The organism is Acinetobacter modestus (genome assembly GCF_014636095.1).
Taxonomy (GTDB): Bacteria; Pseudomonadota; Gammaproteobacteria; order Pseudomonadales; family Moraxellaceae; genus Acinetobacter; species Acinetobacter modestus.
Map to the genome: position 1 here is coordinate 1 of NZ_BMDV01000002.1, position 19,519 is coordinate 19,519.

The 19,519-nt window shown below is 37.4% G+C and carries 16 protein-coding genes; 8 read left to right on the top strand and 8 right to left on the bottom strand.

Annotated elements, in window-relative coordinates; genetic code table 11:
* The 3 genes from IEV17_RS04125 to IEV17_RS04135 all read left to right on the top strand — a co-directional run.
* Positions 1 to 4,091 (top strand): beta strand repeat-containing protein (locus tag IEV17_RS04125; protein ID WP_188363577.1); only part of this gene is annotated, 4,091 nt, incomplete at its 5' end.
* Positions 4,092 to 4,203: 112 nt separating this feature from the next.
* Positions 4,204 to 5,868: a hypothetical protein gene (locus IEV17_RS04130; protein WP_004660780.1), complete on the top strand. Its 1,665-nt coding sequence runs from the start codon at positions 4,204 to 4,206 to the stop codon at positions 5,866 to 5,868.
* A 17-nt stretch (positions 5,869 to 5,885) separates the two neighbouring features.
* On the top strand, positions 5,886 to 7,610 hold the full coding sequence (locus tag IEV17_RS04135; RefSeq protein WP_004660782.1) for a CapA family protein: 1,725 nt from the start codon (positions 5,886 to 5,888) through the stop codon (positions 7,608 to 7,610).
* Here the strand turns inward: IEV17_RS04135 and IEV17_RS04140 are convergent.
* On the bottom strand, positions 7,607 to 8,338 hold the full coding sequence (locus tag IEV17_RS04140; RefSeq protein ID WP_004660783.1) for a zinc metalloprotease: 732 nt from the start codon (positions 8,336 to 8,338) through the stop codon (positions 7,607 to 7,609). The two genes, IEV17_RS04135 and IEV17_RS04140, sit on opposite strands and share 4 nt — an antisense overlap.
* Positions 8,339 to 8,460: 122 nt before the next feature.
* On the opposite strand from IEV17_RS04140, the gene IEV17_RS04145 reads away from it, so the two are divergent.
* Positions 8,461 to 8,748 (top strand): MGMT family protein, encoded by a 288-nt coding sequence (locus IEV17_RS04145; RefSeq protein WP_188363580.1) that lies wholly within the window; start codon positions 8,461 to 8,463, stop codon positions 8,746 to 8,748.
* A gap of 104 nt (positions 8,749 to 8,852) precedes the next feature.
* On the top strand, positions 8,853 to 9,365 hold the full coding sequence (locus IEV17_RS04150; RefSeq protein WP_004660787.1) for a hypothetical protein: 513 nt from the start codon (positions 8,853 to 8,855) through the stop codon (positions 9,363 to 9,365).
* 72 nt (positions 9,366 to 9,437) lie between these two features.
* Here the strand turns inward: IEV17_RS04150 and IEV17_RS04155 are convergent, their stop codons facing one another.
* The gene (locus IEV17_RS04155; RefSeq protein ID WP_004660790.1) at positions 9,438 to 9,875 is read right to left on the bottom strand and encodes a universal stress protein; all 438 of its coding nucleotides are present in this window, start codon (positions 9,873 to 9,875) and stop codon (positions 9,438 to 9,440) included.
* A gap of 211 nt (positions 9,876 to 10,086) precedes the next feature.
* Positions 10,087 to 10,710: a CatB-related O-acetyltransferase gene (locus IEV17_RS04160; RefSeq protein ID WP_004660791.1), complete on the bottom strand. Its 624-nt coding sequence runs from the start codon at positions 10,708 to 10,710 to the stop codon at positions 10,087 to 10,089.
* A 486-nt stretch (positions 10,711 to 11,196) separates the two neighbouring features.
* Between IEV17_RS04160 and IEV17_RS04165 the strand changes: the two genes are divergently transcribed.
* Positions 11,197 to 11,679, top strand: a complete 483-nt coding sequence (locus IEV17_RS04165) for a DUF5071 domain-containing protein (protein WP_004660794.1) — start codon at positions 11,197 to 11,199, stop codon at positions 11,677 to 11,679.
* Positions 11,680 to 11,781: 102 nt separating this feature from the next.
* Here the strand turns inward: IEV17_RS04165 and greA are convergent, their stop codons facing one another.
* From greA to carA, 3 genes are all read right to left on the bottom strand, one after another.
* Complete coding sequence (greA, locus tag IEV17_RS04170; RefSeq protein ID WP_004660795.1) at positions 11,782 to 12,258, bottom strand: transcription elongation factor GreA; 477 nt, start codon at positions 12,256 to 12,258, stop codon at positions 11,782 to 11,784.
* 91 nt (positions 12,259 to 12,349) lie between these two features.
* Positions 12,350 to 15,583, bottom strand: coding sequence for a carbamoyl-phosphate synthase large subunit (gene carB, locus IEV17_RS04175; RefSeq protein ID WP_004660797.1), 3,234 nt, complete (start codon positions 15,581 to 15,583; stop codon positions 12,350 to 12,352).
* Between the two features lie 14 nt (positions 15,584 to 15,597).
* Positions 15,598 to 16,737, bottom strand: a complete 1,140-nt coding sequence (gene carA / locus IEV17_RS04180; RefSeq protein ID WP_004660800.1) for a glutamine-hydrolyzing carbamoyl-phosphate synthase small subunit — start codon at positions 16,735 to 16,737, stop codon at positions 15,598 to 15,600.
* A gap of 360 nt (positions 16,738 to 17,097) precedes the next feature.
* On the opposite strand from carA, the gene IEV17_RS04185 reads away from it, so the two are divergent.
* The gene (locus IEV17_RS04185) at positions 17,098 to 17,706 is read left to right on the top strand and encodes a hypothetical protein (RefSeq protein ID WP_004660802.1); all 609 of its coding nucleotides are present in this window, start codon (positions 17,098 to 17,100) and stop codon (positions 17,704 to 17,706) included.
* Positions 17,707 to 17,754: 48 nt separating this feature from the next.
* Here the strand turns inward: IEV17_RS04185 and IEV17_RS04190 are convergent, their stop codons facing one another.
* Positions 17,755 to 18,291 (bottom strand): DOMON-like domain-containing protein, encoded by a 537-nt coding sequence (locus IEV17_RS04190; protein ID WP_004660804.1) that lies wholly within the window; start codon positions 18,289 to 18,291, stop codon positions 17,755 to 17,757.
* 5 nt (positions 18,292 to 18,296) lie between these two features.
* A complete protein-coding gene (gene yhbY / locus IEV17_RS04195) occupies positions 18,297 to 18,623 on the bottom strand; it encodes a ribosome assembly RNA-binding protein YhbY (RefSeq protein WP_004660805.1) in 327 nt (108 codons plus the stop codon).
* 228 nt (positions 18,624 to 18,851) lie between these two features.
* On the opposite strand from yhbY, the gene rlmE reads away from it, so the two are divergent.
* A complete protein-coding gene (gene rlmE / locus IEV17_RS04200) occupies positions 18,852 to 19,502 on the top strand; it encodes a 23S rRNA (uridine(2552)-2'-O)-methyltransferase RlmE (RefSeq protein ID WP_004660807.1) in 651 nt (216 codons plus the stop codon).
* Positions 19,503 to 19,519 lie beyond the last annotated feature (17 nt).

The window sequence follows — 19,519 nt, forward strand, 5'->3', positions numbered from 1 at the left end:
TAGATGACCCAACCGCGACCGTGGTGGTGAATGTGAACGGTACCGACTACACCGCCACCAACAACGGTGATGGGACGTGGACCTTAGCAGACAACACCTTACCACTGTTGGCGATTGCAGCTTATCCAGTGACTGTAACCGCTACTGATACTGCAGGTAACATCGGAACAGATACGGGCACATTAACAATTGATGTGACAGCACCAACCGTAACCTTTGATGATTTAACGACTAATGATGCTACGCCTCAATTAACAGGTACGACTGATGATCCAACAGCAACAATTGTTGTCACTGTAAATGGTATAAATTACACAGCGACTAACAACGGTGATGGAACTTGGACATTAGCAGACAATACATTGCCATCCTTAGCTGATGGAGGTTATACGGTCACTGTAACCGCAACTGATCCAGCAGGAAATATTGGGTTAGATACAGGTACTTTAGCGGTTGATGCAAATCCATTAGCAGCATTTGATAATTTTGATAATGCTGTGATCAGCCCACAACCTTTATTGGTGATTGATGATCAAGCATTAGGAAGTGCAAGCTATCTCATCCTTACCTCATTAGTTGGGTTAGATCTTCAACTTGGAGCAAATTCAGTAGGTTTCACGGTCGGTGCAAATCAAGAAGGAACAGCAACATTTACGTATAGTTCCTTAATTGATGCGAGCTTGTTATCTGATTACCTTCTAGTTGTTCAAAAATATAATACGACCACTGGTCAATGGGAGTCATTGCATGGAGACAGTGATGCTTCTCTGATTAGTTTAAGTCTATTAGGTATAGGTGCGACACCTGGTGCCATCCTAGAAGGTTTAGAAGAAGGACAATACCGTGCTTTTATGACTTTTGATGGGTTACTCGGTGCAAGTGTACTCGGTACATTATCTGGCACAATGGATGTTTATGACTTGACTCAAGTGGGTGGATATGAACTTGGTGATGCACAAGGTAATGTAATTACTGACGTAAACTCTAGTGGTGATGTCGATATCGTAACACCAACGACTTATGTAACCAGTGTAGATGGTGTTTCAATTGGCGCGGCAGGAACAACTATCTCGGGTGATTATGGCTCAATTACCTTCTACCAAGATGGTAGTTATATCTATATACCACTTCCTAATGGTGCAGGTATTGGACAAACAGAACAGTTCAATTACACCTTACTCGATTCTGCAACAGGAGATCTGGCTCAAGCGACGCTTTACATTGATCTTGGTTCAATTAGAGCTGCTGATAACTTAATAGAAGCTAAATTAGATCCTCAACCATTGTTAGTGGAAAATGATGCTGCTTTAGGTTCTTCTTCTTATCTCGCACTCGTTTCGTTGGCTGGACTTGACTTCCAATTACTTGGAACAGATGCCATTGAATTCTCGGTCGCAGATAATTTAGAAGGGGTTGCAACGTTCACCTTCAGTACTTTACTTGGTGCTTCTGCATTAGGTGATTACACAGTCGTTGTTCAAAAATACAATGATATTACTGGTCAGTGGGAATCCATAACTGGTGGAACAAATGCTTCGTTCATTGATCTGACATTACTAGGTTCAACACCAGCAGCACAAATAGGTGGTTTAACTGAAGGTTCATATCGAGCATTTATGGCTTATGACGGACTGATCGGAGTTGGCCTCGGTGGTACTCTGACTGGTACGATGGATGTTTATAATCCACATATTATTGATAGTTATGAAGCTGTAGCAGTACATGGCAATCTAATTTCAGATCCAAATACGAATGGTGATATTGATATTGCCACTATAAATACGGTTATCAGTGAAGTAAATAGCATCGCAATCGATCCAGCAGGAACGACGATTACTGGAACTTACGGTAGTTTAGTGATCTATCCAAATGGTGACTATACTTACACGCCAAATGCAAATATGACTGGTCTTGGTCAAGTTGATCAATTCACCTATACACTTTTTGATCCAATAACGGGTGATACTTCGGATGCAACATTCTATGTACATCTTGATAGTAATACGATTGATATGACTTGGAATGCAGCAGATCCATCTCAACCTGCAGTTATTAATGATCCATTACCTTTAGATGCATTCAGTAATGTTGATGTGGCTTCCATTGATTATCAGTATCCAGTAACAGTTGAAAATCTCAATAATGCAATTAGTTATAGTTGGTTATTGGGTGTTGGTGGATTAGTGATTGGTAGCTCAAGTGGTTCGGCAAACTTTACAGTTGATCCAGGTAATCTGACTGACGCTGTAATTTCTGTGAACTTTGGTTCTCTTGGAACACTACTTGATGGTCTTCACGTGGTTCTGACTCGAACTAACCCAGATGGTTCTACCACTGTAGTTGCAGATAGCTCTAACAATGGTTTACTTGATTTATTAGGTATCTTTGGGTCAACAGTTCAGTTCGAAGCTAAAAACTTAGCTGCTGGCACATACACCTTGTTCATGGAAAGTAATACTTTACTGACTGCACTAGGTAGTGTGACCGCAGACATTACCTTAAATCATGGTGATATTACCCAAGCTCCAGTTATTACTGGTGCAGCGATAACAGGTAATGTGATGTCAGATGATAATTCTGCGCTATACGGTATGAACTATGATCATGATTTCATTACATCAACCACAACAGTGACTCATGTCGCTTCTTCTGAGGTTGGTAATAGTAATAGCTTGAATGTGACTGTGGGTGTTCCAACGGTGATTGTCGGCAACTATGGTACATTGACCATTAATTCTGATGGTAGCTATAGCTATCAACCAGATGTGAATCCTGCAAACATTGGTAAGGTTGATAGTTTCACTTATACCTTGTCTGATCCTACAAATGGGTTGGCTGATAGCACTGCATCATTACACATCCAAATTGGTTCTAATGATGTGAGCTTCACATGGGATCCAATTGATCCATCGCTAGATGCGGTTATTCCTGCGCCACAAGCAAATCCTGATACAGCAGCTTCATTAGTGGATGTGCAAAATGTGGTCAATAATAACTTCTTTAATGCGAGTGGGAACACACTCGGTATTATTGCGACTACGCAAACTTATACCAGTGGTGCCTTTACTTTAACCAATAGTATGGATCCATCTGGCATCTTAAGTGTCAATGCCTTAGGCCTAGGTAATGCCAATGTAACGTTAGCCTTACAAAGACAAACAGGTCCTACAACATGGGTAAATGTAACCACTGATGTTCATACTGGTGTTGTTCTAGCATTAGGTGAAATTGCATCGATAGACCTATCAAGTTTGAATTTGATCGCAGGTAACTATCGTGTACAAACAACAATCCAAACCCCATTAATTGGTGGTGCTGTGATGTTGATTGGTACAAATGCTGATGTGAATATTACTTATGTTGATCAATTTACCAATACAAGTCCTACAGCCGATTGGATACATGGAAACATCTTAGAAGGAGATACTCTTGGTGGTGTTGCTGATGTTACAGTCGGTACTCAGTTATATGTATTAAATCCTGTTTCTGGGTTATATGAGTTAGCTGCTGGTCAAAGTATTGATACGGGCGAAGGCACATTGTACATGTACAGTGATGGTTCATATTATTATCAACGTGACATGGTGGTTTCATCTGCAACTGATGTAATCGATTATAAACTGGTGTCTTTTGATGGAACTGAAGTTCAATCAACATTGACCATTTCTTTAGGACAACACTTCAATCTCAGCTCATCAAACGATATCGTTACGAGTACATCTGGTAATGATGTATTGGAAAGCGCGACGGGTGGTGCAGATACATTAATCTTTAATGTGTTGAATAATGCTGACAATGCTGGTGGTAATGGTCATGACACTTGGAATGGCTTCCATGAGGGTAATACAGCAACAGATCCAAATGCCGATATTATCGATATTTCTAACCTTCTAGTTGGATATACAGGAAACGGAAGTGCTGCTTCGTTAGCAGGTTTTGTGAGTGTAAGTTCAGATGGCACTACAACAACTATTAGTATTGATCGAGATGGTGCAGGCGGCGCTGCCCACAGTAGCGTGACATTGCTTACCATTGATGTCGATACAACATTGAATGATTTGATTGCGAATAATCAACTTCATGTTCTTTAAACACTAATTCCTAAAAAAGAGAACCCTAGGGTTCTCTTTTTTGATTTTGTTAAAAGCATAAAAATATGTGGTATCTTGATTGAAGTAATTAAAAATTCTAACAATACATACTATGACGATTGTGACGGCTTTAGAGCTTGAAAAGCTCAAATACGAATTGACTGGATACATCAAACAAGTTCAAAAATATATAAACTTAGATAAAACGGTAGTTTTCTATTCATATGGAGAAAAGACAGAACGCTGTCAGGTCTGGAACTCATCCTTTTCAACATTTCCGATTCTTGAAAAAGAACTTTTTGAATTTCTCGATCAGCAGTTCACAAGTAATAATAAATTAGCTGAATTATTAAAGTTTGATATTGCATGCAATATTCAACAAGAAAAATGGTATGAGATTGAGCAAACATTAAAGAATCAATTTCATAATAATCATTATCGTAAGGGCATCAGTTTTGATGAGAATTTTAAGATTAGTTTTTTAGAACAAGAGCTATATGGCAAAGCCATTATCCGAGGATTAAGTTACGACACGCCCAATTTTTTTGATCAAAATAATCTCAATATTGCCATTATAAGAAAATATCAAGATAACAATGTTGCGCTAAAAATCAATGAAATTCAGGATATATGGACATTTGATACCCATGCCGTGTTTTACGAAAATGGACAATTGATACCATTACAAACATGTTTTACTGAAAATGGGGTTCGTTATTTAACCGAATCTAAGCGACAACATTTAACTAAAATGATTAAAGGAAATGCTGAGTTTTTGTCTCACCAAATCCAAACGAATGGACGATATATTTACGGTTTTTTTCCAGCCTATGACCGAGAAATTCGTAGCTACAACACAGTCCGACATTGTACGACGACTTATGCTTTGATTGAGACCTTGGCATTAGATTTACAACCAAACGTGGTGAGTAAAATTCAGTCTGCAATTGATTATGCATTGACAAATTTTTATGTCGAAAAAGATGATGATCTCGCTTACATGTTAGATAGCGCTGATTTGAATCAACTTGATGAAATTAAATTAGGTGCAAATGCAGCAGCAATTTTAATGCTGACCAAATATCAAAGTATGGTTGGGGATCAGTCTTATTTAAAATATGCAAAGGCTTTGGCGAATGGCATATTATCTATGATCGATAAACAAGGGGAAACAACTCATGTGCTGAGTTTTCCAAGTTATGAAATCAAAGAAAAATTTCGCATCATTTATTATGATGGTGAAGCTGCGCTCGCACTTTTACGGTTGTATCAGCTTGATAGTGCTCCGCGACTATTAGAAACTGTTCAATTGATGTTTGAACAATTTATTGAAAAAAAATATGAGCGTTATCACGATCATTGGTTAAGTTACTGTACCAATGAACTCACTAAAATTTGTCCAGAAGAAAAATATTTTCAATTTGGTATCAATAATTATTTAAGGCATATGATTTTTATTCGTAATCGTAAAACTGCATATGCAACTTTATTAGAAATGATGATGGCTGCTTATCAAATGGTATGTCGGGTGCGAAATTTAGAATTACATGAGTTATTTGCAAAATCGCAATTTGAAGATTTAAAAAAATTAATCGAGTTTCGCACTGAGTTTCAGCGTACTGGTTTTTTCTATCCTGAAGTGGCAATGTACATGGCATGCCCAGATAAAATCTTAAATGCCTTTTATGTTCGGCATGATCGTTTTCGGGTTCGCATTGATGATCAAGAGCATAACCTTTCAGGCTATGTTGCTTATGTTCAGCATTATCAAGATTGAATAATTGAGGCTAAATTATGGATGTACCTCAAGAAATAAAAATAATCAGTCAAATAAGACAAGAAAATTTTAAGCATGCTATTTGGCACACTCAAATTGAAGGAAGTTGTACACACTGGGTATTATTACTTTTGATATTTGAAAAAATCCAAAAAAATGAACTCAAATTGACTAATAAAATTCCAATCCCACAACGGTTTCAATTATATCCGCTTGATGTGACTCAAGTTGAAGATTCATATGAATTAGGATTTTTACTACAATATTTAGCTTTTACCCAGAGCTACGAACTCAGTTTGCTAATTGCTAAATATATCTTTGGTGATGAAGGGCAAGCACAGAAAACAATTATTTCAAAAGCCAAGTCATTTGGGATAGACATATCTTCTGACACTTATATTACGAATACGATTCAAAATTTATATGTCGTAGCCCGAGCTATTTTTAGTATGCCGATTGATTTGATTCGAGAAGTATTCATTAAAAAACTGAGTATTGGCAGTCAAAAAATTAGACCAATTAGCTCTTTATTTACCTGTCATCAGTTAGATGCTGTTTTATGTATAACTAGCAAATATAAAAAATATTATTTCACTTATTGTAATAAAAATCAGAATATTGGCATCTTTCAATTACTGGATGATATCCATCGTATTGATCATTTAGTACCTTATTATCATTATTTTAATTCAGGTCTATTGCCTGCAAAGCAAATCTCTTTGAAAAATCATTATATCAATATCATTGGTGATACTTATTTCGGGGAATACTATACAAAACGAAGGAAAGCAAAAGGAATTGATGATGCTTTACAACGTTATGGTTATCAACATTCTTTTGAAAGGATAAAACAATTTTTTTCTGAAGATGACCTCAATATTGCCAATTTTGAAGCTGTCTTTAACCTAGATGAATATTCACCTTTACATGGAAAAAAAGATTTTATCTTGGGTGCAGACTCACAGCAAACACTGACTGAATTTAAGCGTATTCATATCAATGCGCTGTGTCTTGGGAACAATCACTTAAAAGATTACGGCACAGCAAGTTTAGTTCATAGCTTGGCGGTGTTAGATCAAAGTGAGATAAATTGGATTGGGGCAGGGAATAATCAGCAGCAAGCTCATCAATATTTTCAGATAAGAACTCAACAGCAAAATGTTGCTATTTTTAATGGGTATTGGCATAGAGAGAGTGCTTATCAAGATTATGATTTTTATGCACTTGGTGATCGTGCAGGTGTGGCTTGTTTAAATGCGATTTTATTTGAGCAGATCATGCAATATAGGCAGTTCCATCCAACGCATAAAATTATTGTCATTTGTCATTGGGGGCAAGATTTCCAAACAACACGAGTTGAACAAGAAAAATTGGCAGATATTTTGACTAAAATAGGCGTTGATTTGGTGATTGGACATGGTGCCCATACGATTCAACCAATTCAAAAAATTAATCATAAACCTGTTATTTTGGGGATTGGAAACGGGGTATTTAATAGTAACGGGGAATTTGAAAAATATCAGGCTTTAGCCTATGGCCTCATTGTCAAGATTAATCTAATCGAAAATCTAATAAAGCTTTATCCTATATTTACCAATAACCTAGAAACTTTTTGGCAGCCTTGTGCAGTGACTGATATTCAGTTTAAACAGGCAAAAGAAAATTTGACCACACGGCTGATTCAAAAGGACTTTTTCGAAGGGAAAGACCATCTAGGGCACTATATCGAGATGAACTTCTAAGGATATTTATAATAATTATCTAAAATGATGCTGAGTTGTTCTGCGGTGAAACCTAAATTACGTAAACCTCCACTTCCGAGTTTACAATCGTAACTGGTCATAATATTGGTAGGTGTTGTTTTTGTTGCATCTGGCGCGCAAACATGCCCCAAACCAAAAGCATGGCCCATCTCATGTATAGATGCTGCTTGAGTTTGATAATTTAAACGTTCCCAATCAATCAATATAAATGGACGACCTTGATTTCTAAATCCCCAACTGGTGATGTCACTGTATTTAAGTTTCTCAGTATAGGAATCATAAATAATAAATAGAACCTCTTTACTTTTTCTGTGAGGGAAACAAGTGTCTATAGCATTCGGGAGATTTTCAGTGATTAGCGGTGAAGCTTGATTTAATTGATTTGTGAGATCGCATTTCTTCTTTGTAAAGTCTTGGTATGAGAGGTAGTGATTAATTTTAAATTTAAATATTTTTTGATTTTTTTCATCTACAAAGTAATGATTTAAAATTTCTAGTTCTTTATACATTTGCAGTTGAGTGTCTAATAATTTAGCTTGTGGTCGATTGATGGTAAAAATAAAACTAACGTATACGATTGGTAGATGATCTTTTGAGTCTATCGGGTATCGATAAGGCGTAATTTGAATATGAGATGATTGTTTAGTTGAACATGAGAAATTGATGCTTAGACAAAATATGATGAAGAAAACTGTTTTTAGCTGCATTTTTATTCTCTAAATACATAAGTTATTTTATTTCTTGTTTAAGCTTTTAACTGTCGCTTTAATCATAGTATCAGATTTTTATAGGTTATTTTATGCAAGATACTAATGAACTACATTGACAAATATTAGAGGTTATCGCTTTGATTCCATATGGAAAAGTAGCGACCTATGGTCAAATTGCAAAATTAGCAGGTTTGCCTAAGCATGCACGTTTAGTCGGTTATGTTTTGAAGCATTTAGATAAGAGCAGTGAAATCCCTTGGTATCGAGTGATAAATTCACAAGGAAAGATCAGTGTGACTCGCATCAATCAGCAAGGTGAGAATGTGCAACAAAGCTTGTTGGAGCAAGAAGGTATTTACTTGCCTAATGGTAAAGTCAGTTTAAAAGAATTTAGTTGGATGCCTTAATATAAAAATAAACAGACTGGTTTGTATAAATATCATTGCTGTTGTTTTTATTTTATTTTACAATAATTGTACATAAAGAATACATATGTATAATTGGTACTTAAATGAAAAAATTAGCTGTTATGTGTGGGATTGCTGTTATCAGTTTATCTGGATGCGCAAGTATCATGTCTGGAAGAACTCAAACAATGACATTTGAGAGCACACCTGAACTTAGTAATATTACGATTTTAAATAAAGCTGGTAAAAAAGTTCATGTAGGACAAGCACCTGCGACTGTAAGCTTAAAAAGAAGTTCAGGCTTCTTTGTTCCTGAAAAATACACTGTAGTGTTTGAAAAAGAAGGTTATGAAACCAAAACTATTAATATTTCTGCACACGTAAATGGTTGGTATGTTGGAAATCTATTATTTGGTGGGGTATTAGGTTTATTAATTATCGATCCTGCAACAGGTGCAATGTATAGCTTAAGTACTAAAGATACCAATGTTGTACTGAATGATCTTAAGAAAGAAAATATTCAAGCAAATACACAGTCATTGACAATCGTTTCTACGACTGAGTTACCAAAAGAAGTTTTACAAAAAGCAAAACCTATTGAATTAAAAACTCAATAATCAAAATAACCCGTCTGAAACTTAAGGTTTCAGGCGGGTTACGATATTATATTAAACTAAAAATTAGAAGATTTAACGTACAACCAAAACAGGGATATGGCTTTCACCTAATACTTTTTGAGCTACGCTGCCTAAGATAAATTTTTTGAAACCAGTTCGACCATGTGATCCCATAATAATCAGATCAGCACCTAAGTTCTGTGCAGCACTGATAATCTCCCCATTTACAGAGAAGCCTTCCAACACTTGAGTTGCGACTGTCAGTCCTAAAGCTTCAAATTTCTTTTCCGCTTTGGTTAAATTTTCTTGTACATAGCTACGAACACGTTCAATCAATTCATTACTTTGACCGAGTCTAAGATATGCATCTGCCAAATATGGATCTAAAGTCATCACTTCAACCACAGTGATTTCACTATTTAGGGCTTTTGCAAGTTGAGCCGCTTGTTGAATGACATTATCGGAGATTTCAGAGTCATCAATTGCAACCAAGATTTTTTGATAGGCCATGTTTATTACTCCTTATTATTGCACTTTGAGTTGTTTCTAAATTTTTGTTTAAAATAAGATCTATGTTTCATATTAAACTTATTAGTAGCATAATAAAACCTAGTAATTTTATAAGAATAATTAGATGTTAAAGCAGTTTTTAATTATTCAATCCATTGAAAAAAATAATCTTTTTTTAAAAATATTAAAGTGAATATTAGATTTGGAAAGATTATAGACTTTGGTCTAAATATGAACATAAATCTACGAGTTGATCCGTCTGCAATTGTTCACGCATTTTTAAAATCTGCTTTTCTTCTAGGTTATAGAGTTTAAGTGAAAGCAATTTTTCTATATCTGCTGAGGAAAAGCGGTATTTAATGATTTTAGCTGGAACACCAGCAACAATTGCATAAGGTGGCACATCTTGGGTAACCACAGCACCAGTGGCAATCACAGCACCTTCACCCAATTTCACGCCCTGCATAATCATGGCACGACTACCAATCCAGCAACCATCGGCAATGAAAGTATCACCAGCAGGCAGGAAACTACGGGTATCAAAAGGGAAGGTCGAAATCCAGTCAGGACGGTGTAATTGATTGCCACCCATCATGATCACGCATTCAGCACCAAAGCAGACAAAATTGCCAATATGCAGTTGATCAATTGGTTTTTCAGGTGTAGCAGGTTTGTCATGTAGATAACGTACCACACAACGTTCAAAGCCCTGATCCCAATAAGCAGAATAATAAGAATAATTACCTTTGATATGGATATTTGGATTTTTTACTGTTTTGGAAATAAATTCGAATTCACACCAATGTTTAACAGGGGAGTTGATCAATGAATCCATAACTAAGACAAAATACTAAAAGAAATCGGCGCTATTATAGCTTTTATATCAGGAGAGAGCGTTAGTTGAAGAAGAATTTCCAAAACCAAATCAACAAACATTGAATTTGATTCGGAAATACAAAGTCTAGAATAGCATACAGCGTACTGCATTGGTCATAAGAATGATATGGAAAGCTCATACGATTACAACAGCAATCCATAGGATTATTCTAGTAATCTCATACATAATGCTACTGATCAGTCGATCTTGCATTCCTTTATTTCATTTTTATTGTATTTAGAAATAGGATGCTCTTGAAACAAAAGAACCATTCAATCTGTTAGAGATTAATTTTAGATATAATTGAGTAAATTTTGCATATTTAATTTAATCGACGCTATTGGTAATAAAATTATGGGTTTAAAGGAAAAGAATAAAAAAATATTGAACTGAATTCATTTATAAATACATAATATCTGAATTATAACAAAAGGATAAATATTAATGATTGAACCAATAAATGAAAGTTCAATTTTAAAAATTATTGGTGAAAAACTTTTATATATACATGATTTAATTGATTTAGCATTTGAAATTAAAAGAAAATTGAGAAGTAGGAAGTTAGATTTCTCTGTATTAATTCAGCCATATAGTTGTTCTGAATGGGAAAATCTGACAATGATGATTCCATATCTTCCGCGAGAAATCGTAGAAGAAAACTTAGATCAGTTATTAGAAGGTTTTATGGATTTAAATTGGCCTGGATCTAGAATTTTGTATGGATACTTAGCTGAGATAGATATTCATAAGCTAAAAAATTCTTTTGATCGAGTCATTGATAAGGCAATAGAAAAGGATGATACCGAATGGGTATATTTTCTTTGCGTCTTCATGAATGATGAAAAAGTTGGCATGAAAGATTCTTTTATTCCAGAGATTGAAAAGAGTCGTTCATTTCTAAAATCTCACGATATCGATTATGATTGAAACTCTTAGAAGTAAAAACGAATTCTAAGTTTTTTAAAAGCTAATAAAAGAAAAATAAATGAGAAGAAAAACCCCTCAAATAGAGGGGTTAGTGACTTGGAATTAAATATATTCCACGCTCACGATTTCGTATTCAACCTCACCTTGCGGTGTCTGAATTTTTGCTTCGTCGCCTTCGCTTTTACCTAAAAGGCCACGGGCAATCGGTGAGTTCACTGAGATTTTATTTATTTTAAAATCTGCTTCATCATCACCTACGATTTTATAAGTTTTACGCTCTTCAGTGTCTAGGTTTTCGATGGTTACTGTAACACCAAACACAACACGACCGTTTTGTTCAAGTGTTTTGACATCAATCTCTTGAGCTGCACCCAGTTTGCCTTCGATATCCTGAATACGACCTTCACAAAAACCTTGCTGTTCACGTGCAGCGTGATATTCAGCATTTTCCTTTAAATCACCGTGCTCACGAGCTTCCGCGATCGCTTGGATAATACGTGGGCGATCCACTGTTTTTAGCTGTTGTAATTCTTTCTCTAAGGCAACCTTGCCTTCAGGAGTCATAGGATAACGTTGCATTTCAGTCCCTCTAAATTGGTTGGGAAAATACAGGATTAAAAAAAGAAAAAGCCCGCCACCGATAAGGTGACGGGACTTTATCGGTAGAGAATTAACCTACAGTTTGTAAATCTTGCAAGCGGTATACATCCATTGGCAATTTCACAGCAAATGCTTGGCAAACAGCCTCAGCACCATTAATGGTCGTAGTGTAATATACTTTACCTTGTAGGGCAGCACGACGAATCATGGCAGAGTCATATTGAGCTTGTTTGCCTTCAGTTGTGTTGACAATAAGATGAATCTCACCATTTTTCAAGCGGTCTACAATATGTGGACGACCTTCAGTGACTTTATTGACAGCTTCACATTCTAAACCAGCTTCTTGTAGTACTTGATACGTACCGTTAGTCGCAACCAGTTTAAAACCATAAGCAATTAATTGTTTTGCAATGTTTGCGATGTATTTCTTATCTGATTCACGTACAGATAAGAATGCATGTTTCACTTCGCCTTCTGTTGGCAAGCCTGGTAAACGTTCGTTTGAACCAAGTACTGCTTTATAGAATGCTTCACCGAAAGTTTGACCGACACCCATCACTTCACCTGTAGATTTCATCTCAGGCCCAAGCATTGGATCAACACCTTGGAATTTAGCAAATGGGAATACAGCTTCTTTTACTGCAAAGTGAGTCGGGATGATCTCTTTGGTGAATCCTTGAGATTCTAAAGATTGACCAGCCATACAACGTGCAGCGACTTTTGCTAAAGATTCACCAATACATTTAGAAACGAAAGGAACAGTACGTGATGCACGTGGGTTCACTTCGAGTACATAAATGTTGTTGCCTTTCACTGCAAACTGAACGTTCATCAAGCCGATTACGCCAAGTTCTTTTGCCATCGCAACCGTTTGGCGACGCATTTCATCCTGAACTTCTTGTGAAAGCGAGTAAGGAGGGATTGAACATGCTGAGTCACCTGAGTGAATCCCTGCTTGTTCGATGTGCTGCATGATACCGCCAATCACAACGTCTTTACCGTCAGATACGCAGTCTACGTCCACTTCAGTTGCATCATCTAGGAAACGGTCAAGTAGAACAGGGGCTTCATTTGAAGCTTGAACTGCTTCACGAAGGTAGCGTTTTAGCTCATCTTCGTTATAAACGATTTCCATTGCACGACCACCCAATACATAAGATGGGCGAACAACCAGTGGATAACCCACTTTCGCTGCTTCTGAAATACCTTCTTCAGCAGATTTAACGATGCTGTTGTTTGGTTGACGAAGCTGTAGACGTTGAATCATTTGTTGAAAACGTTCACGGTCTTCTGCACGGTCAATTGCATCAGGAGATGTACCAATGATTGGTGTACCTGCTTCTTCTAAAGCACGCGCCAATTTTAATGGTGTTTGACCACCGTACTGTACGATCACGCCTTTAGGCTTTTCGGTACGTACGATTTCAAGTACATCTTCAAGTGTTACAGGTTCGAAGTATAAACGATCTGAAGTGTCATAGTCAGTTGAAACCGTTTCAGGGTTACAGTTCACCATGATGGTTTCATAACCGTCATCACGCATTGCAAGCGCAGCGTGTACACAGCAGTAATCAAACTCGATCCCTTGACCAATACGGTTCGGACCACCACCAATCACCATGATTTTGTCACGGTTAGATGGATTCGCTTCACATTCTTCATCGTAAGTTGAGTACATGTAAGCTGTGCCAGATTCAAATTCGGCAGCACAAGTATCAACACGCTTGTAAACTGGATAGACACCCAAGTTCCAACGTTGTTTACGGAATTGTTTTTGTGAGATACCCATCAAGTCAGCAATACGAAGGTCAGATAAACCTTTGCGTTTGAATGAACGAATATTATCAGCGTTTAAATCACCAAAACCTAAAGTTTTTACTTGAGCTTCAGTTTTGACGATGTCTTCGATTTGGATCAAGAACCAACGGTCGATCTTAGTTGCTTCGAATACGTCATCTAATGAGAAACCATGACGGAATGCGTCAGCTACATACCAAATACGCTCAGGGCCTGGAACTTTAAGTTCTTTTAAGATGATATCTTTGGCATTAGCCGTACCAACTTCGATTTTTTCATCAAAGCCACTAACACCCACTTCAAGACCACGAAGCGCTTTTTGAACAGATTCTTGGAAGTTACGACCAATCGCCATGACTTCGCCCACAGATTTCATCTGAGTTGTCAATACAGGCTCAGCTTGTGGGAATTTTTCGAAGTTGAAGCGAGGAATCTTGGTTACAACATAGTCAATTGCTGGTTCGAAGCTTGCAGGAGTGATACCACCAGTGATGTCATTTTTCAATTCATCAAGGGTATAACCAACCGCAAGTTTTGCCGCGATTTTCGCAATCGGGAAACCTGTTGCTTTAGATGCAAGCGCAGATGAACGAGAAACACGAGGGTTCATCTCGATCACAACCATACGACCGTCTTTCGGGTTAATACCGAATTGAACGTTTGAACCACCTGTTTCAACACCAATTTCACGAAGAACAGCAACCGATGCATTACGCATGATTTGATATTCTTTGTCTGTCAATGTTTGCGCAGGGGCAACAGTGATTGAGTCACCTGTGTGTACGCCCATTGGGTCAAAGTTTTCAATCGCACATACGATGATACAGTTGTCGTTTTTGTCACGAACAACTTCCATTTCGTATTCTTTCCAACCAATTAAAGATTCGTCGATCAATAATTGTTTAGTTGGAGAAAGATCGAAACCACGTTCGCAGATTTCAATAAATTCTTCTTTATTGTATGCGATACCGCCACCAGAACCACCCATGGTAAATGATGGACGAATGATCACTGGGAAGCCAAAACGTGACTGAATTTCCAGTGCATGTTCCATACTTTCAGCAACATCGGCACGAGGACACTCTAAGCCGATTTTACGCATGGCGATGTCAAACAGTTTACGATCTTCTGCTTTTTCAATCGCTTCTTTTGATGCACCAATCAACTCAACATTGTATTTCTCTAAAACACCGTTGGCATCTAATGCAAGCGCACAGTTCAATGCAGTTTGGCCACCCATGGTAGGAAGGACTGCATCCGGGCGTTCTTTTTCAATGATTTGAGCAACAGTCTGCCAAGTGATTGGCTCGATATAAGTTGCATCCGCCATTGAAGGGTCAGTCATAATGGTTGCTGGGTTAGAGTTCACCAAAATAACACGGTAACCTTCTTCACGAAGTGCTTTACATGCTTGCGCACCTGAGTAGTCAAACTCACATGCTTGACCGATCACAATTGGACCTGCACCAATAATTAAGATGCTTTTAATATCCGTACGTTTAGGCATTATTCGCTCCTTAATTACTTCTTAGATGCTTCAATAAGTTCGATGAAATGATCGAACAATGGAGCACAGTCATGTGGACCAGGGCTTGCTTCAGGGTGACCTTGGAAGCTGAATGCTGGTTTGTCAGTGCGATGAATACCTTGGTTTGTACCATCAAACAGAGAGCGATGTGTCACTTTTAAGTTTGCAGGTAAAGTACTCTCATCGACAGCAAAGCCGTGGTTTTGAGAAGTAATCATCACTGTACCATTCTCAAGATTTTGTACAGGATGGTTCGCACCGTGATGACCATGATTCATTTTCATGGTTTTCGCGCCAGAAGCGAGTGCTAAAATTTGGTGACCTAAACAAATACCAAATACAGGTAAAGTTGTGGTTTCAACAATCGTTTTTACTGCTTCAATTGCATAGTCACATGCTGCTGGATCACCAGGACCATTTGACAAGAACACGCCATCTGGATTTAAAGCGAGCACTTTCTCAGCAGGAGTTTGTGCAGGAACAACTGTTAATTTACAACCGCGGTCTGCGAGCATACGTAAGATGTTGGTTTTGACACCATAATCATATGCAACGACATGAAATTTAAATTCAGGTTGAGTAAAGCCTTGACCTAAAGTCCAAGAACCTTCAGTCCATTCAAAGCCTTCAGGATCACAGCATTCTTTTGCAAGGTCTAAACCATTTAAACCACCGAAGGCACGTGCTTTCGCAATTGCTTCTTCTTCAGTGATATTTTCGCCAGCAAGGATGCAACCGTTTTGCGCACCTTTGTCACGTAAAATACGTGTCAATTTACGCGTGTCAATATCCGCGATTGCAACAACATTATGTTGTTCTAGATATTCACTTAAAGATTGTTCTGAACGGAAATTACTATGTAATAAAGGAAGATCACGAATAATTAAACCGTTCGCCCATACTTTATGGATGCGACCTGATTCAACGTCTTCGCTATTACAGCCTGTATTTCCAATATGAGGATAAGTCAGCGTCACAAGTTGTTGCGCATAACTTGGGTCAGTCAAAATTTCTTGGTAGCCAGTCATGGCTGTATTAAAAACGACTTCACCAGTCGTACTTCCCGATGCACCGATAGACGTTCCTTTAAAGATCGTTCCATCTGCGAGGGCTAAAATGGCGGGGGTGCTCAAACCAAAGCTCCTGAACTAAAACCACAAAAATAGGGCTGTAAAAAAGCGAGAAGACATAAAAAAAGGCAGGCTGTCTTTAAAAACATGCCCCTCCTTCCAGTCTGCTCGCTTGTAACTTAACAGCGCATTATACGCATGAGTAGTTCAAAAGTCTATCTGTTTTATTGGCTAAAGCGAGTAATTGTAGTTTTTCTTTTATAAGTTGGACTGTTGTTATGTCTATTGCCAAATCAATCATTCTTCTATCTATATCATGAGATATTATGCAAATTGTCTAACAATTTTTTCATAGTCTAAAAGTAAAGCGTTTTATCTTATATTTAGCCAAAAAATCAACAAACAATATAGAGGGGAAACACAATGGCTGATAATCAAACTACACCAGCAACTGAAGAAGTTAAAGAAGTTGTGGTTGAAAAAACAGCGAAAGCAAAAGAAGTTGTTGCAGAGAAAACTGCTGAAGTCAAAGAAGCTGTTGCTGAAAAGACGGCAGAAGTGAAAGAGGTAGTTGCTGAGAAAACTGCAAAAGCGAAAGAAGTTGTAGCTGAAAAAACAGCGAAGGCGAAAGAAGTGATTGCTGAGACTCAGGAACAAGCGAAAGAAGTGATTGCTGAGACTCAAGAGCAAGTGAAAGAAGTATTAGCTGAAACTCAAGAAAAAATTGAGGCTGAAGCGAAAGAACTCAACCAAAATATCCAAAATCAGCTTGCACAAATTAAGCAAGATATCTTGCAGCGTATTGATGTTATTAAAACTCAATTGAATTCATCACAAGGCAATTTAGTTGAATTAACGAATGCATTAAAAACTGAGTTAAATGCTTTAATTGAAGATTTAACGAAGGTCAGCAAAGAGTTGAAAGATGATATAAGTCAAATTTCAGTGAAGCATAAAGATACTTTGGTCGGTAGTTTTAAGCGCACTAAAGAGCAAGCAGTAGAAGCTTGGAATAAAGTTCGTGCTAGCTAACAAGTATTTAAATAAAAAAAGCGAGATCATTCTCGCTTTTTTTATTTTTTAGAATTGATGTAACCAATCGCGTTTATTATGAAAGTCGGCTTGTGGGCTACTATGTTGCATTGCAAAATAGTAATTACCTTGAGTGGTATTAAAAACCGCACTTAAACCTAAATATAAGTCAGACCATTTCAATTTATTCTGTTGCATAAATGTATATAAATCTAGACTGACATTTAAACCATAATGTGTGCGTTGTAAATGATTTAACTCAATGTCATATGCAGCAACGGGCGGCATATCCTCAGGGAAACGATATTCTTCAAATTGATAGGTTTGCCAAGCTTGAGAAGGGGAAAGATTGATTTCACGATAAAAATCTTGATCTTTCACACCAATAAAAATCTCAAAACAAGTCTGTTCCCATAAAAAGTCTTGGCGAGGATGAGCCTTGACTTGATCTGGGTAAATCAGAAACTGATTGGGATCACGAACCCAAAAACCAACATTTAATGTCGCTGGTGTTTGTTGCTCAATTGCTCCAACGACAGTAATAGCATTAAAGCGATCGAAAGCAGAAAGTTCATAACTTGCCATTTTGATTACTTGTTACTTAAATGAGCAAAACGAACTAAATTAGAAAGATGCTGGTTTTGTTTTGCTGCTTTTTTATAAAGCAAAACAATTTTACCAATTTTTTGTACAGATTCAGCACCTGTTGCTTCAACCAGTGCATCAATTACTGCTGCACGTGCATCACGATCTTCACCTGCAATTTTCACTTTAATGAGTTCATGATCATTTAGTGCGCGATGAGTTTCTTCAATGACGTTTTCTGTAAGACCTTGGCCACCAATCATTACAACTGGATTAAGTGCGTGGCCAATTTGACGTAAACGCTTACGTTCATGGATAGATAAAGCCGCCATTAAAAATACCTGATTGGGAAAACGACCTAGTATAACTTGCATCCCGGTTCTAAGATAGATTTAGCAGACAGGCACTTGAAACAAATATGTGAAAATTAGGCAAATAGCCAATCATGACAATCAGAAAAAATCTGTAAAAGTTCGTGTGAATGAACTACATCCGTACTGTAATGGGAGTAATTTTCACGTACAATGACCAATCAGAAGTTTTTTGAAATTTAGTGAGTTATGGCGACACGCATTACCAATCAAAAATTGTCTAAAAGCAGTCGTGCATGGATGAGAGAACACTTAGATGACCCTTTTGTAAAGAAAGCACAGAAGGAAGGTTATCGCGCACGTGCAGCATATAAATTACTTGAAATCCAAGAAAAATATAAAATGATCAAGCCAGGTATGACCGTTGTCGATCTTGGTGCAGCACCAGGCAGTTGGTCACAAATTGCAGGTAAATTAGTCGGCGCAAATGGTTTAGTGATTGCTTCAGATATTCTCGCAATGGACGCTCTTCCAGATGTGACATTTTTGCAAGGCGACTTCCGAGAAGAAGAAGTTTTCGAAAAATTGTTAAATATTTTAAATGGACGTCAAGTAGACGTTGTAATTTCAGATATGGCCCCCAATACATCAGGTAATAGGGCTGTCGATCAACCACGCCAGATTTACTTATGTGAGTTGGCATTGGATTTTGCTCAAAAAGTTTTAGGCCCAAATGGACAGTTTATTGTTAAGGTGTTCCAAGGCTCAGGATTTGATGAGTTTAGAAAACAAGTTGTCGATAGTTTTGATGTATTAAAAACAGCCAAACCTGCGGCATCTCGTGCTCGATCAAAAGAAGTTTTTTTGATTGGCCAAGGTCGTAAAAAGGCATTGCAATAAAAGTGTACTTGCCAAGT